This window comes from Serratia inhibens (assembly GCF_003591175.1).
GTDB classification, from domain to species: domain Bacteria; phylum Pseudomonadota; class Gammaproteobacteria; order Enterobacterales; family Enterobacteriaceae; genus Serratia; species Serratia inhibens.
Map to the genome: position 1 here is coordinate 556,963 of NZ_QYYG01000001.1, position 15,807 is coordinate 572,769.

A 15,807-nucleotide genomic window follows, 5' to 3' on the forward strand; every position below is an offset into this window, starting at 1 on the left:
ATTAGTCCAGTACGCAGGTGGAAATGATGTCGTCAAAATTTTCAGCGCGGCGAATAACTTTTATCTCTCCATTTTTTTTCAGGAGGTATTCCGCCGGTCTGACGCGGGAGTTGAAATTAGAGCTCATGGAGAACCCGTAGGCTCCTGTATCTTTAATGCAAATTAAATCTCCGACTTCCGTTTCAGGCAGGGTTCTCTGTCTGGCGAAAATGTCGCCGGACTGGCAAAGATTCCCTGCAATATCGTAAACCATTTTTTTCTGCTGCCCTGCCGACATGTTCTCAATATCGTGCCAGGCGTCATAATAGAAGCAGCGCGGAAAATGGTTATGGCCGGTGTCGAGGCCGATAAAGTTTCGCGAGGATGTGTGTTTTACCGAACAGACCCGGCTGATCAGCATACCGGCCCCTGCAACGACATACCGGCCAGGCTCGATAATGAACCTGGTAGCCAAGTCCAGATCGTAAGTTTCCCTTAACTCGTTCAGTGCAACATGTATGGCACTGATATCGTAAGAGCAATGCGTCACATAATCATAGCCGAAGCCCCCGCCAAAATTGATGAATTTAAGGGAGGAGAAGCTTTTTGCAAGTTCAGCCATTATTCTCGCGTTTTCAATGTAGTTAGTAACCTCCATTTCACCCGATCCGGTATGCGAGTGTAAGCCTTCTATCACCACCGATGCCGTCTTACAAATTGCTTTTGCTTCCTCGAGTTCGGAAAGAAGAATTCCGAACTTGGACAGCTCACCATTCGTGATGACTTTTGCTGAATGACCTGCCCCCACCCCTGAGTTGACTCTCAGGCTGATACCGATGCCTGGATGTTTCCCGGTTACCATACACAGCGCATCAAGCGAGCCAACGGTGATATTCACACCGGCGCGTATCGCCATCTCGATCTCATCAGCCGTCAGGCAATCTGAATTATAGTATATGTTTTCAGGAGGAACGCCGGATAAAGCCGCAATTCTTATTTCTTCGACAGAGCACGCATCAACTCCGAAACCTGAAGCTGCCAGGGCTTTTATAATTTGTGGATTAGAGTTCGCTTTCATTGCGTAGAGAAGCGTATAAGCCGGCTCCCGGAAGCAATCCTTCAGCGCTGTTACCCGGTTTTCTATTTCAGTTTCACTGTAGATATAAAAAGGCGTCTCAGTATCGTCGCAGAAGGTACGTATATTTTTACATAATTCCATGATTACTCAGCCAGTTGCAGTTTAGAAAGGTAGCGTTCTCCTGAATCGGGAGAAATACACATTATTTTTTTATTTGGCGCTCTTTCGAGGATTTTCATTGCAGTGGCTACGACAGCGCCGCTGGATAATCCAATGTCCAGAGAGTAACTTTGCCGTATAATTCTACACGCAGAGAAGGCTTCTGCGTCACTAATGGAGTAAACTTCATCTGCTGCTGAATCGTTCAGGATGCCAGGAATGAAGTTAGATCCTATTCCCTCCACCTGCCATGAGGATGGTACATATTTGCTTCCACTGAAATAGGAGTGGTATATGGATCCGTTCGGATCGGCGACAACAAACCTTGCTTTACTTCCTCTTTCGCGGAAATACCTGCTCAATCCGACCAGCGTACCACCGGACCCCACTCCGCATATGATGATGTCTGCACTCCTGCCTCCCTGCAGCCAGAGTTCAGGCGCAGTACTCTGATAATGGGCCAGACTGTTCGAATGATTATAAAACTGATCGCAAAAAAAACGGCCTTTTTGAGACGCGTAACGCCTGGCTACCTTCACATAATGATCTTCAGAATCGGCGCTGGTCTCGGAAGACATTATTATAACCTTTGCTCCGTAAAACTTAAGAAGCGCCAGTTTTTCTTTGCTGACCTTATCATGAGTTATTATGGTAACCTCGTAACCTTTCAGACGGCCTATCCAGGCAATGCCAATACCGGTATTACCGGAGGTCGCTTCGACAAGCTCGTCGCCCGGAGCGAGCAACCCTCTGCTTTCAGCGTCCTGAATTATTTTGTTTGCCACGCGGTCTTTTATAGAGCCGCCGGGATTGAAAGATTCAAGCTTTATTGTGACGTCTGCCTGAGGATACAGGTCTTTGAAAATATTTACCGTGGGGGTATTACCGATTAACCCGAGAAGACTGCTGTCTACCTGTCTTTCTGCTCTCTGTGCATCCATCACTGCTTGCCTCTGACTCATTGTCGGATGGAGAATATATAAATACATTTTATGTATATTGGCAAATCAATCACATTCATCCCAGCCCCCCAGCCAAGTTACAAACACTGCCATTGTTGAAATTAAGGTTTTTAATTTTTATATTTATTTAATTATCAGATTAAAATTCTGCAATAGCCCAACAATTAAACCGTATAATCTTTTTAATTATGTGGATTTTTTTATAAGAGTTACTAATAGTTGTATTGCACCGCTAATCTTTTCAGGTTCAGACGGTTTTGAATGACATCTTAAACACAGGGTTGAGCAGTTTGATGCCAAACCGGCAGAAATCAGGGCCATGCCCAACCATCAGCTCGATTCGGTTCGAACGGCAGAACTGCGGGACCTGATGCTGGCTGTGAGGCTTCCGATATTGCAGTTATTGTGAGTCAGAGATAATGGATGGCGAGCCGTTACAGCTACGAAGTCATGACCCCCCCGCCTTGTGCTGACGCCGTGCTGATTAGGCTGCCAGCAGCCCGAGCAGTGCGCCGCCCGCCAGTACCCACAGCGGGTGGATGCGTTTATTCATGCTCAGTAGCGTGGCCAACGCGATGATCGCCGCCAATGGCCAGCTCGGTGCAGAGGCTTCGGCGATCAACACCCCGCTGGCCGCCACCAAACCCACGGTGACCGGCACCAGACCAGTCTGCACGATGCGCCGCCAGGGTTTGTCCTTGAAGCGCCGCCAGGCACCCATCACCAGTAAAGTGACGATCGATGACGGGCCGAACTTGGCGACGGAAGAAACCAACAGCCCCGCCCAGCCGGCCACATGCCAGCCAATCAGCGGCACGATCATCATATTCGGCCCCGGCGCGGCCTGCGCCATGGCGAACAACGCGCTGAACTCCTGTGCGCTCATCCATTGATGAACCTCCACCACCTGGCGCTGCATTTCCGGCAGGATGGTCATGCCGCCACCGAACGCCAGCAGTGAAAGCTCGGTGAAAATAATCGCCAGCGAGATCAATACGCCAATCATGAGGGCTTCCTCCACCACAGCAAAAAAATGCTCAGCGGTGCCAGCACCAACATGGTCGGCAACAGCGGCAGGCGTAGCCAGGCAATGGCGATCAGGCACAACGCTACAATCCCCAGCGCCAACCATTTACCGCGCAGCGGCAACAGCATTTTTATCCCGGTGGACAGCAGCAAACCGGCCGCCGCAGCCGCCAGCCCGGCAAACACGTGCTGCACATGCGCATCATTCTGGAAACGGGCATAAACCATTCCCAACCCGACCACGATCGCCGTCGGCGCGCTGATCAACCCCAGCAGCGCGCAGCAAGCGCCACGCAGGCCACGGAACTCCATCCCCACCGCGACCGAAAGGTTGATCACGTTGCCACCCGGCAGAAACTGGCATAGCCCGAGCAGCTCGGTAAAGTGTTCACCGCTCAGCCAGCGCCGATCCTCCACCAGCATATTGCGAGCCAGCGGCAGCACGCCGCCAAACCCTATCAGCCCCAGCATCAGAAAGCCCCAAAACAGCTCCCCATTGCCCGGCGGCGCCGCAAGCCGGGTGTTTTTTACCGCATCCGATTCAGACATTGGTCGTTCCACATCGCTTATTTTGATGCCTGGTATGATGCGCGCCGCCATGACATGATGTCTAATGCATTTCGGAATCAACAAGGATACCTTTCAGGTATGTCTATGATCGAACTTCGTCGCCTGCGGGCGTTCGTTACGGTAGTCGAAGAAGGCAATATCACCCGTGCCGCCGAACGCTTGTTTATTCAACAGCCGCCGCTGACCCGCCTGCTGCAGGGGCTTGAGGATGAGCTGGGGGTAAAACTGTTGCAGCGTCTGCCGCGCGGCGTGCGTGCCACCGAAGCGGGCAACGTGCTGTTTAATGAAGCGCGTGCGCTGTTGGCCCGCGCCGAACTGTTGACTGAGGCAGTGCGCCGTGCAGCACGCGGTGAACAGGGGCATATCGCCATCGGCTTCACCAGCTCCGCCGCGTTGCACCCGTTTGTGCCTAACCTGTTGCGCCGCTATCGCGAGATCCTGCCGGGCATCACCACCCAACTGGAAGAGGCCGGCAGCGGCGAACTGTTGGATGCGCTGGTGGATGAGCGGCTCGACGTGGCTTTTGTGCGCTCGCCGGTCAGCGGCATTCCAGGCCTGACCATTGAGCCGGTTCTGCGCGAACCGATGCTGGTCGCCCTGCCGGTCGGCCACCGGCTGGCTTTCGACAGCGAGCAGCCTTTGCCACTGCTGTCGTTGGCCAACGAAGCCTTTATTCTCTACCGCCGCCCTGCGGGCCAGGGCTTGTACGATGCCATTTTAGCCGCCTGCCATCGCGCCGGGTTCAGCCCGCGCGTCATTCAGGAGGCCCCGCGTCTGCCCGCAACGCTCAGCCTGGTGGGGGCCGGTCTGGGGCTGTCGATCGTACCGGCTTCGATGCGGCGGTTGGGCGGCGACGGCATCGTCTACCGGGCAATCGGCGATGAAGCCCAGCTCAGTGCGCCGCTGTACCTGGCACTGCACAGCAACCGCACGTCCCCCCTCATCCAGCGCTTTCGTGCGTTGGTGGCCGAGGCGGTCAGCGCACGGCATTCCGGCTAGTCCTGCTGGTCGGCGATACGCGTCAGGTGGATCACCAGATACAGCAGTTCATCGTTCGACATCTCCATCTCCAGCAGATTCTTCACATAGTCGCGGATCAGCAGCGCGCCGCGATAGGCGTTCGGGTACTCCCTGGTCACCTGGGCAAAGATGAAGTCGTCTTTCGACGCCATCTGTTGCCCCTCGACCATCCGCTGAATAAAAAACTGCATATGCACCAGAAAACGCGCGTAGTTGAGCGAATCCGTATCGATATTGATGCGAAAGTGGTATTTGATGATATTGAAAATGTCTTTCAGCATCTTGACCGACAGCAGGGTATGTTCCATGTTCTGCACGTCGGTCTGGCCATTAACCAGATGGAACGCGATATTCCCCGCCTCTTCTTCCGGCAGAGCGATGTTAAGCCGCTGATTGATGTGCGCCAGCGCCTGCGCCGCCACCGCGAACTCCTGCGGATAGAAGCGCTTCACCTCGAACAACAACCGGTTTTGGATCGCAATGCCCTTGTGATAGCGCTCGATGGCAAAGCTGATGTGGTCCGCCAGAGTGAAGAAAATCTGCTCGTTAATGCGGCCATTAAGCTGCCGGTTGGCCTCGGAGAGGATCATCTGCACAATCTCCAGGTGCTCCACCGGCGTGTTTTCCATCAACCGCAGGTAATCACGGCCCTTTTGGCTGTTCTGTACCACATACACTTTCTCAATAGTGGCCGGGTCGAGAACATCACCCACTTTGCTGTTAAAGCCAATACCCTTGCCCATGACGATAGCTTCGTTGTTATCGCTGTCTGTTGATAGCACCAGGCTATTATTGAGTACCTTAATGACTTTCATCGTCGCGGCCATCACCCTTTATTTTTATTAGCGTTGCCGGCCATGAGTGGCAATCAGCCGTTGATACCAGTCAAAACTGCGCTTTTTGATACGCCGCAGATCTTTCAGATCCTGTTCGCCCCGATTCACATAGATAAACCCGTAACGCTTGGCGTAGCCCTGATGGGTGCTGACCACGTCTATCGCCGCCCACGGGCAATACCCCATTAGTTCAACGCCGTCGTTGATCGCCAGTTGCATCTGTTCAACGTGCCGGCGCATAAACTCAATGCGGTAGTCATCATTAATTGTACCATCGGCCTGTAACTCATCCGGGGCGCCAATGCCGTTTTCAGTAATTAATATCGGCAAATGGTAGCGTTCGTAGGTTTTACGCAACGTCAGGCGCAGCCCGACCGGATCGATCACCCAACCGTAACGGGTTTTGCCAACGAACGGGTTCTCCGCCGCGCGGTACACTCCCGGTTCCCCCAGCATGATTTGCTGATCGCCGGCGCGGGCACTGATGTCCGAAGCATCGCCCCGGCTGGCGGCGATGGTGGCGGTGGAATAGTAGTTGATCGCCACGTAATCCGGTTTGCCCTGCAGCAACAGCGCCGCATCGCCCGGTTCCATTTGCGGCGCCAGGCCGCGGTCCTGCAAATATCGCCAGGCCAGTGCGTTATAGCGCCCATGCACCGCCACGTCGAGGAAGCTCCAGCAGCGCAGCGTTTCCCAGTTGTGTGCGGCGATGGCGTCCAGCGGATGGCAGGTTTCCTGATACATCGAGGTGGTGTTAATCGCCGGGCCGATTTTGCCGGCTGGGCAGCGTTGGTGGCACAACGCCATCACCCTGGCCTGCGCCACCAGCATGTGGTGGCTTTGCTGATACAGCACCTGTTTGGACGGCAACTCGCCGCCCTTCGGCATGCCAATGGCACCCGGATGCAGGATCATGGTGTTCTGTTCATTGATGGTCAGCCAATATTTTACCCGATCGCCAAAGGCATCAAACAGCACCGCCGCATACTCGACAAACGCATCGATAGTGGCGCGATTGGACCAGCCGCCCTGCTGTTCGAGCACGTAAGGCAAATCGAAGTGATACAGCGTCACCACAGGTTCAATGCCGTGACGTTGCAGTTCATCGATCAGTTGCCGATAGAACGCCAGCCCGGCGGCGTTAACCTCACCGGTGCCGTTGGGCAGCACCCGCGTCCAGGCGACGGAAAAGCGATAGGCCTTCAGCCCCAGCTCGGCGAACAGTTCCACGTCTTCGCGGAAACGGTGATAATGATCGCTGGCCACCTTGAAATCGGCGGTTTCTTCAGGATGATCGAGCATGTCTACAATCGACGGGCTTTTACCGTCTTCGTCCCAGGCCCCCTCCACTTGATAGGCGGAGGTAGAGGCTCCCCACAGAAAATCTGCGGGGAAATCGTCCAGTCGTTGATAAATCATGCCGGCTCCTTGGGAATATTGAGGGTGATGATTGTCTCGCCAAAACCCACGCTGCCCGGCTGACGGCAGCTCAATTGCGGGAACGCTTCGCTGTTGATCACCAATACCGGCGTAGTGATGTCGTAACCCAACCCGGTAATCGCCGCAATATCAAAACGCACCAGTTCGTCCCCCACCTTGACCCGATCGCCAATCTGCAAGTCAGATGCAAAATGCCGGCCAGCCAGATTGACCGTATCGATGCCGATATGCACCAGCAGTTCGACGCCGTTGTCGCCCTTGATGCCCACCGCGTGCATCGACGGCAGGAAGGTCGCCACCTCGCCGTCCAGCGGCGCGCGCAACACCCCTTCCTGCGGCCTTATCGCCACGCCCTGTCCCAATAACCCCTGCGAGAACACGTCGTCGTTAACCTGCTCCAGCGCCACCAGTTGGCCGGACAGCGGGCTGAAAATCTGCTGCTCATCGCCGCCGATGGGGGCCGCCGCCGGTGCGGTCTCCTGCTCTTGCTCTTCAACCGGATCGTCAAAGCCGAGGATCCAGGTCAGCGCGAAGGTCACCACGATGGCAATGGCACAGGTGATCAGCGCATGAACGATATTCATCGGGTTTTCACCGATAAATGCCGGCAGCGCCGCCAATCCCGGAGAAACGAAGGCATAGCGCACCAGCCCGCTCAGCCCGGCATAGATACCGGCGCAACCGCCGCCGATCATCGCCGCAATCAGCGGTTTGCGCAGCTTCAGCGTAACGCCATACAGCGAAGGCTCGGTGATCCCCAGCAGCGCGGTGAACCCGGCGGAGGACGCCAGTTGACGCAGATTTTTGTTTTTGGTGCGGAAAGCCACGCACAGCGTCGCCGCGCCCTGCGCGATATTGGACGCCAGCATGCCCGGCCCGTTAATCATTTCAAAACCGTTTTTGCTTAACTGGCCGGTGGCGATAGGCGTCATCGCCCAGGCAGTGCCGGTGATCACCAGGAAGGGTTGCAGCCCGCCCATCAGCATCGGGATCAGCCAACTGGCCTTGCCGTCGACGATGGCCGCGCCTGCGGCGACCAGGTCGTTAAGAAAAATACCGAACGGCCCGACCACCACCAACGCCAGCGGCGCCGTAACCAACAGGATAATCATCGGTTTGGTGAAAAACTTGATCATCGTCGGCGACACTTTCTCCGCAAAACGCTCGATATAGGACATCAGCCACACGGTGAAAATAATCGGCAGCACCGAACCGGCATAGTCCGCCAGGCGCACCGGAATACCGATAAAATCAATCGCGGTGCCCGCCGCCAACATCTGTGCCAAATTGGGGTGCAGCAAGGCGCCGGCGATGGTCATCGCCAGTATCGGGTTGCATTCGAACTTGATCGAGGCGCCGTAGGCCAGCAATACCGGCAGGAAGAAAAAGGCCGCATCGGCGATGGTGTCCAGCAGACGATAGGTCGGGCTGGCGGCGTCTATCACACCGGTCAATTTGAGGATCGCCAGCAGCGCCTTGATCATCCCCGCCCCGGTGATCGCCGGGATCACCGGAGTGAATGTGGTGGAGATGACACTGATGATCCGCGAAAACACCCCGCCTCTGGCCTGCTGTTTCTTTTCGCCCTGTCGGCCGCCGAGATCGCCAATCTCCTTTTGCAGCGTGCGGAAGGTTTGCTGCACGTTATTGCCGACCACGATCTGAAACTGGCCGCCGCGCTCCACCACGCTGATCACTCCTGGCAAGGCCTCAATGGCTTTCGCCTGCACCTTGCCGTCATCGTTAAACTCCATGCGCAGGCGCGTGGCGCAGTGCGTCAGTTTGCTGACGTTGGCTTTACCGCCTACCAGCGCCAATATTTCCAGGCCCAACTGTTTGTAATCCATCGATTTTCCCCGGTAAAAAAGCAAAAAAAAAGACCAAAATGAAAATGCGCCTCATCATGATGAGAGGTGCATTCCTATTTTGGTCTTGCCTGCCTGAGCAGTAACACGCCGTAATAAAAATGTCTGGCGACCACGAAGATCGCGACGGAAGTATCGCCATAGTTGCGATTTTTCAGCAACTGCCTTCGTCAAACTTTGCGAGCAACATCACTCTTCGCCGAAAATGCACTGCAATGTCACCCGTTGCCCCCTGCCATGCGCTTTTTTGGCGCAGCCGCTGGCATCGCCGCACTGTACGTCAAGGTTAAGTTTTGACCACTCAGATACAAGAGAACCGCTACCTGAGTGGATTCTCGTATCCTTACGGGGGATCGCGATACTGCGTACCACGCAAACGATATTAAGAAGATCCTTCTGAATCTTTGATCTTAATAGTATAGGTTTTATCGAATTCTCCTGATTTTGAAAGCATTCCGCCACCTAAGCCGCCATGTACTCGCACTTTAACTATAGCTGCTTTTGTTGGTGTCCCCCTAATCTGAATGCAATTATTGAATTCATCATCATCACAATACTGTAGGTGGAGACCTAAATGATCTGGATGAATATCTCCTGCAATGACTTGCTTACCATAAATATCATAAGAAAGAACTATTCCGCCAAATATATTTATTTGGTTATAATAGGGGACCCCAACAGTTGCATCATTAAGAACTTCTCCTTCTGGAGTAAATTCTGCCTGTAACGAACAGGCAGATAGTAAAAACAAAGATAAAACAAAAAATATTCTTCTCATTTTTATTTCAATGGTTTAAAAACCATCCCTCCAAAAAATCTGTTAATAAAAAATTGCAAATCTCTTTTAGGTTTTATCCAGTTTCTTGTTTTTCCCCAAGAAAACAATTCCAAACTAATATATCCGTTGGGATCTTGTGTGACTGAACCATCCCAGACAACCCAGTGTGTAGGTAACGTTGTTTTGTTTGTACTATTTCCAAGAAGTCCATCGTTTATTAATGTGACGACTTTATAGCCTTGCTCAATATATTTATTTAAATCTCTGATTCCCTGGACGCCTACCTGAGTGATTCCTACATTACTAAAGACCATTTCATAACCGGCTTTTTCAAACCACTCTGTCAGTGTTTGCCACATGGTGATCCCCGCCACTGGAGAATCAAGAGCATCAAAGCTCAGCACCGTATTCTCTGAATCCCTTAGCCCAGCCAACGTCATCCAGTCAGCACCGGCTATCTTCGGCCTGCCGTCATCATAGTAAAATGCACCTGTCGGGTGCCGACAGCCTTCACCTGGTGAGATGATTAAATCGCCTATTTTAGTTTTTCCGTATCGCCAAAGTTCACGGGCAGCTTGCGCATACGCATCAGGGCGATCCTTTTGCAGGCAGTAAAAAAATGTAGCAGGTCCACATACACTTGCAGCTATTTGATTAGGGAAATCAAACCCGTTAAATCTTTCATCTATTTGACGTTCTATTAAATTTTTATCAAAAGGATCTCTGGAATCACCGATGAGGTATTCTTTCGCAATAAATGGACGTTCCGGGATGGTGATTTTAATCTGCTTTGTTTCGCCCCCCTGACTTTCAGGCTTCATTGTCCCTTTTGACTCAAAATAACAGGGGTTCTCCCGCTTGACTGGAGACCAGGCTTTGCCTGACGCAAATTCTTCAAGCGTGTACATCTTAGTGAACGGAACAGGCGTCATACAATGCGTATGCAACATGGTTTTTCGGTAAAGTTTCACTTCCATAATATAAATGATCGAGAGTGGTTCATTTATATTCCCGGTCATGTGACTCTGTGTTTCATAATTACCCAGAAAAGGCTGTTGTTTCACATCCACCAAGGGGTGTTTATTTCTGCTGGAGTCCATACGATAAATGCACAGGTCATACAACAAAAAATCAGCCGGGACATTAGAGTTAATACGGGTACTAAGATGGTAAACAGTCATAATTAATCCATTAATATATGCAGGTTAATATTTTCAGCCGATTCAGCATAATGCCATCCGGTAACATCAGGGTATAGCGGCAACCGGCCATGAGTTGGCCGTCGTCACCGGCGCACTGAAAACGGATGCAGTTCCGGGCGCTGGCGTCTTGAGCCTGCTGTGCGGGAATGGAAGTATGACGGGTATTGCGAGAGGTCAGGGAACCAGTACCTGTGTTGGTAGACTGCGTGGTTGAACCGTAAACATAGTGATCGGGGCAACGGCACAACACCCTGTCGCCGGTGGCTACATATGCTTTACCTTCTTCTGCCCAGTATTGTGCAGAGGCGAGGATTTCAAAGTACCCGTTGCATTTGCTGCATGATGCCTTGTCACCGGTTCGGGCTATTGCTTTATTTCCTTCAAACCAGGTCGCGGTGGCAGAAATGATTTCCCCATAACTCGTTTTGTCGCCAAGACAGGCCAGTGCTCTCGCCATCATTAATCCCTCAATATATAAGCGGTTATCCTCACCGGCATCATACAGCAATCACGACTTAACCCAACTCTTCCGTTTCTGATTGTCGATACAGCGCCTGGATACGACAGATCTGAGAAGGACTGTACCCCGTTGTATCTACTGTTTCCCGGATACTCGGCTTCTTAACCTGAATATCAACCTGACTAATGATGATATCTGGCGAGGCAACAGAACACCGGATTCCGGTAAGTTTCGTTGCCTGCGACCAGCTAAAGTCGAAAAGTACAAAAAACAGTCTTTTTTCGGCGAGGGATCACCTCGCCGATCGTTACTGTTTGCGTTGTTCCGCGACCTGTTTCGCCGTGACCTTCCCTTGCTTCTCGCCAAACTGGCCGACCACATAGTTGGCCACCGCCGCCACTTCTTCGTCCGAATATTGAGCGCCGAAGTCCGGCATGACCTCATGCTGCTCCCCGATGCTGATGCGGGTGCCTTTGAGGATCGCCTGCACCACGCTACGGCCCTGCGGATCGTTCACCGCCGTGCTGCCGACCAACGAAGCGTATTTACTTTGTCGGCCAACGCCGTTCCACTGGTGACAGCCACTGCAATCACCGGCAAACAGCCTGCGGCCCAACGAATCCTCTTGCCCGCCCGGCAGCACCGCGCTGGAGGACAACGCGCCCTTCGGTTGCAGGTTCACCGCGCTGGCACTGTCACCGGCGATAGGTTCTATGTTGCGCAGGTATTTCACCAATGCCTGATTATCCTCCGGCGTCAGATACTGCAGGCTGTTTTCCACCGCCTCCGCCATCGGGCCGGCGGCACTGCTGCGCCCCTCTGCGTGGCCGGTCGCCAGATACTGCGACAGTTGCTGCTCGCTCCAGCCGCCGATGCCGGTCTGCGCATCCGGGGTGATATTGCCGGCAAACCAACCCTGGATCACCTCACCGCCGAGGTTCTTGCTCTGGTTAATGCCAAAGGCCAGATTGCGCGGCGTGTGGCATTCGCTACAGTGCCCCAGCGCGGTCGCCAGGTAAGCACCGCGGTTCCACTGTTCATCCTGGTTGAGATTCGGTTCGAAGCGTTTTTCATGGAAGAACGCCAGATTCCAGAACTTCATTCCCCAGCGTTGATTGAACGGGAATGGCAGATCGTTTTGCGGGTTAGCCTGTTTCACCGGCGGCAGGCTGAACAGATACGCCTTGATCGCCAGCACGTCGTCGCGGCTTAACGCAGTGTAAGAGGTGTAAGGCATCGCCGGATACAGGTTACCCTGCGGACCGACGCCCTCACGCACCGCACGCACAAACTGCTCGTCGCTCCAGTCGCCAATACCGGTTTCTTTGTCCGCAGTAATATTGGTGCCGTAAATAGTGCCGAACGGCAGTTTAAACGCGAAACCGCCGGCGAAAGGTTTACCACCCGGCGCGGTGTGGCAAGCCACGCAGTCGGCGGCGCGCGCCAGATATTCACCGCGCGCCAGTTTATCGGTAATGCCGGCCGGCGCACCGGCGATGGGCGCGGCAGGCTCCGGGCCAACCGGCCGCAGCAGGGTATACAGCGCATAACCGCCGGCTATCACCACGACCGCGACAATCAGCCATAACAGCCATCTCAGGGCATTGCTCATGAGTTTCTCCCTTAATCCAACGCCTTGGCGGCCTGGTGGATGGCAGCGCGAATGCGCACGTAAGTAGCGCAGCGGCAAACGTTGCCGCCCATCGCCGCGTCAATATCCGCATCGCTCGGGTTTTTGCTCTGGGCCAGCAGCGCGCTGGCACTCATGATCTGGCCTGACTGGCAGTAGCCGCACTGCACCACGTCCAGATTGACCCAAGCTTCCTGCACCGCTTTACCCGCCGGCGTTTCGCCGATGGCCTCGATGGTGGTGATTTTCTTGCCGACCGCCGCCGAAACCGGCGTCATGCAGGAACGTACCGGCACGCCGTCCAGATGAACGGTACAGGCACCGCACATGGCGATGCCGCAGCCAAACTTGGTGCCGGTCAGCCCGGCTTCATCGCGCAAAAACCACAACAACGGCATGTGGGTATCGCCATCAAACGTCAGCGCTTGGTCGTTAACGGTTAAAGTAATCATGACGTTCTCCTTGGAAGGACACTGGCGTCGCTGTTGGGACGGTGTAAGGGCAGACTAAGCGAGGTACGGGGACGCCCGAGCAGCGCCAGCGCATTGCCGACCGCCGGGCCGATGGTCGGCACGCCCAGTTCGCCCACGCCAGTGGGTTTTTCGGTTGAAGGCACGATAATCACCTCGATTTCCGGCATTTCATCAATCCGCAGCGGGCGGAAATTGTTGAAGTTGGATTGTTCGACCATGCCGTCTTTTAAGGTGATGTTGCCGTACAACGCGATACTCAGGCCGTAACCGATACCGCCCTCAATCTGCGCGCGGATCACGTCAGGATTCACCGCCACACCGCAATCCACCGCGCACCACACCTTGTGTACGCGCGGAATGCCGCCTTCGCCGATAGACACTTCGGCAATCTGCGCCACCCGGGTGTCAAACGCCTTGGCGACGCCGACGCCGCGCGCCCGGCCATCCACTACCTTGGCTCCCTGCCAGTTGGCGGCTTTCGCCACCGCGCGCAACACGCCGGCTTCGCGCGGTGCGTCCCCCATCAGCGCCAGCCGCCCTTCCACCGGATCCTGCCCGGTTTCCTGCAGCAACTGATCGATAAAACTTTCCACCGCATGGCCGGTATGGGTGCTGGCGACCGATCTCAGCGAGGTGGTCGGCACCTTGCCCGGCACGATATGGGTATCGCAACGGAAACTTTCGAAGGTATAAGGCAGTTCGCTGGCGCCTTCGATCATCATCTGATCGACACCGTTGACCACCAGCGCCGCCATGGCGCTGTTGACCGTCCAGGAGTGGCCGACGACGGTATCGGTCCAGCCCACCACCTTGCCGCCCCGGATCGCCCCGCGCAGCCGGTGCAAAATCATCGGGCGGTACCAACCGTTGCGAATATCGTCCTCACGCGTCCACACCACCTTCACGCCATGACCGGGCCCGATAGCCTTGGCGGCAGCGGCCATATCCGCCGCCAGATCCGGCCCCAATGTCGGGTTGCCCAGATCGATGCGTCGGCCGAAGCTGCCCCCCGCCAAAATGGTTTCGATTTGCACTTTTTCCGGCGGTAGCTGGAACAGATCGCACAGCTGTTTATGGTCGAGAGTTTGGATCTGGCAGCCGTAACGCGCCTTGACGCTTTCGCCGTCCCAGAACAGATAACCATCGAGCGGCTCCATCGGCGCATGGGCCACGTAGGGGAAGGTATATTCCGCTTCGATCACCTTGTCGGCCTTGTCGAAAACCTCGTCCGGCTTGCCGCGGTTGGTCGCCACCAGACCGGTTTTTTGCGCCACCTGGCGGAATTCGGCAAAAATTTGCTCGGTATTGCGCCTTTCAGCCTGGGAATCGTCCCACTCTACCTGCAATTTTTCGCGGCCCTGGATTGCCGCCCAGGTATTTTTGGCGTAAACCGCTACGCCGGTGTCGGTCTGCTTCACATCCACCACGCCGGGCACCTGCAACGCCCGGCTGGCGTCAAACGACGCCACTTTGCCGCCAAAGCGCGGCGATTTTTTTATGGTGACGGTCAACATGTCCGGCTCATGAATGTCCTGCGTGAACTGCGCGCTGCCGTTGGTCTTCGCCAGCGAATCCACACGGTGCAAGCCGCTCACTTTGCCGATCAGGGTAAAATTGGCCGGGTCCTTCAGCGTCAACCCTGCGGGATCCGGCGGCGGGAGTTTAGCGGCCAATGCGGCGAACTCGCCGAAGCCCGCTTCGCGGCCGCTGGCAGGGTGGCTGATCTTGCCGGCCTGTATGATGATCTCCTGCGCTGAGGTTTTCCAGCTCTGGGCGGCGGCCTGAACCAGCAACGCCCGCGCCATGGCCCCCATGCGCCGCATTTGGTCATAGGCGTTGGCCACCGAGCTGGAACCGCCGGTGCCCTGGAATCCGAATGACAGGTTTTTGTAGACGCTGGTGTCTACCGGGGCGGCGACTACGCGCACCTGCGCCCAGTCTGCGTCCAGCTCCTCTGCGACCAGCGTCGCCATGCCGGTATAGACGCCCTGGCCCACTTCGGTGTGTTTGCTGACGACGGTGACGATGCCGTCTTCGCCGATCTGTACGAAGGCGTTGGCTTCAAATGCGTTGCTTTCTGGCGCAGTGGCGGGAGTGGTGCGTGCCAGTGCGCCGGTAGACGGCAGATAGGCACCAATCACCAGCGCGCCGGCGCCGACGATAAACCGCCGCCGCGTAAGCGGGACTTCGGGTAGTTTCATTGATCATCGCTCCAAAATGCCGGATGACATCACCATCGCGGCGCTTTCATATTGTTATCACGGCCTCTTTTTTAACCTGGGCGCAACAAACTTATACTAGTCGAATTCTTTTGCCAGTGTGCAACTGA

The 15,807-nt window shown here is 54.9% G+C and carries 14 protein-coding genes and 2 pseudogenes; 2 read left to right on the plus strand and 14 right to left on the minus strand.

The annotated features are described in order from the left end of the window. Position 1: 1 nt before the first annotated feature. Together lysA and D4100_RS02605 are read right to left on the minus strand one after the other, a co-directional pair. Positions 2-1,198, minus strand: coding sequence for a diaminopimelate decarboxylase (gene lysA, locus D4100_RS02600; RefSeq protein WP_119802954.1), 1,197 nt, complete (start codon positions 1,196-1,198; stop codon positions 2-4). Positions 1,199-1,200: 2 nt separating this feature from the next. Further along, positions 1,201-2,157, minus strand: a complete 957-nt coding sequence (locus D4100_RS02605) for a PLP-dependent cysteine synthase family protein (RefSeq protein ID WP_006318738.1) — start codon at positions 2,155-2,157, stop codon at positions 1,201-1,203. A 289-nt stretch (positions 2,158-2,446) separates the two neighbouring features. Here D4100_RS02605 and D4100_RS25870 point away from each other — a divergent pair. Continuing rightward, positions 2,447-2,587: pseudogene (locus tag D4100_RS25870) on the plus strand (hypothetical protein); the annotation flags it as partial. 75 nt (positions 2,588-2,662) lie between these two features. Here D4100_RS25870 and D4100_RS02610 read toward each other — a convergent pair. After that, on the minus strand, positions 2,663-3,184 hold the full coding sequence (locus D4100_RS02610; protein ID WP_006318735.1) for a chromate transporter: 522 nt from the start codon (positions 3,182-3,184) through the stop codon (positions 2,663-2,665). Beyond that, positions 3,181-3,753: a chromate transporter gene (locus D4100_RS02615; RefSeq protein ID WP_119802956.1), complete on the minus strand. Its 573-nt coding sequence runs from the start codon at positions 3,751-3,753 to the stop codon at positions 3,181-3,183. Before D4100_RS02615 ends, D4100_RS02610 begins: the two co-directional genes overlap by 4 nt. Before the next feature lie 99 nt (positions 3,754-3,852). On the opposite strand from D4100_RS02615, the gene D4100_RS02620 reads away from it, so the two are divergent. Beyond that, positions 3,853-4,773, plus strand: coding sequence for a LysR family transcriptional regulator (locus D4100_RS02620; protein WP_119802958.1), 921 nt, complete (start codon positions 3,853-3,855; stop codon positions 4,771-4,773). On the opposite strand, the gene licT is transcribed toward D4100_RS02620, so the two are convergent. From licT to D4100_RS02670, 10 genes and pseudogenes are all read right to left on the minus strand, one after another. Beyond that, on the minus strand, positions 4,770-5,609 hold the full coding sequence (licT, locus tag D4100_RS02625; RefSeq protein ID WP_006318726.1) for a BglG family transcription antiterminator LicT: 840 nt from the start codon (positions 5,607-5,609) through the stop codon (positions 4,770-4,772). The two genes, D4100_RS02620 and licT, sit on opposite strands and share 4 nt — an antisense overlap. Positions 5,610-5,636: 27 nt before the next feature. Beyond that, positions 5,637-7,049 (minus strand): glycoside hydrolase family 1 protein, encoded by a 1,413-nt coding sequence (locus tag D4100_RS02630; RefSeq protein WP_119802960.1) that lies wholly within the window; start codon positions 7,047-7,049, stop codon positions 5,637-5,639. Continuing rightward, positions 7,046-8,917 carry a beta-glucoside-specific PTS transporter subunit IIABC gene (locus D4100_RS02635; RefSeq protein ID WP_119802962.1) on the minus strand — a complete coding sequence of 624 codons (1,872 nt, stop codon included), beginning with the start codon at positions 8,915-8,917 and terminating at the stop codon, positions 7,046-7,048. Before D4100_RS02635 ends, D4100_RS02630 begins: the two co-directional genes overlap by 4 nt. A gap of 400 nt (positions 8,918-9,317) precedes the next feature. Further along, the gene (locus D4100_RS02640) at positions 9,318-9,713 is read right to left on the minus strand and encodes a hypothetical protein (protein ID WP_071919902.1); all 396 of its coding nucleotides are present in this window, start codon (positions 9,711-9,713) and stop codon (positions 9,318-9,320) included. Between the two features lie 2 nt (positions 9,714-9,715). Continuing rightward, positions 9,716-10,894 carry a hypothetical protein gene (locus tag D4100_RS02645; protein ID WP_065506290.1) on the minus strand — a complete coding sequence of 393 codons (1,179 nt, stop codon included), beginning with the start codon at positions 10,892-10,894 and terminating at the stop codon, positions 9,716-9,718. A gap of 10 nt (positions 10,895-10,904) precedes the next feature. Next, entirely contained in the window at positions 10,905-11,423 is a 519-nt protein-coding gene (locus tag D4100_RS02650; RefSeq protein WP_237141135.1) for a PAAR domain-containing protein, read from the minus strand. Between the two features lie 7 nt (positions 11,424-11,430). Further along, positions 11,431-11,544: pseudogene (locus D4100_RS25875) on the minus strand (recombinase family protein); the annotation flags it as partial. Between the two features lie 138 nt (positions 11,545-11,682). Beyond that, positions 11,683-12,987 (minus strand): cytochrome c, encoded by a 1,305-nt coding sequence (locus D4100_RS02660; protein ID WP_119802964.1) that lies wholly within the window; start codon positions 12,985-12,987, stop codon positions 11,683-11,685. An 11-nt stretch (positions 12,988-12,998) separates the two neighbouring features. After that, positions 12,999-13,457: a (2Fe-2S)-binding protein gene (locus D4100_RS02665; protein WP_065506288.1), complete on the minus strand. Its 459-nt coding sequence runs from the start codon at positions 13,455-13,457 to the stop codon at positions 12,999-13,001. Next, the gene (locus D4100_RS02670) at positions 13,454-15,679 is read right to left on the minus strand and encodes a xanthine dehydrogenase family protein molybdopterin-binding subunit (RefSeq protein WP_065506287.1); all 2,226 of its coding nucleotides are present in this window, start codon (positions 15,677-15,679) and stop codon (positions 13,454-13,456) included. The genes D4100_RS02665 and D4100_RS02670 overlap by 4 nt, the downstream gene beginning before the upstream one ends. Positions 15,680-15,807: the final 128 nt, after the last annotated feature.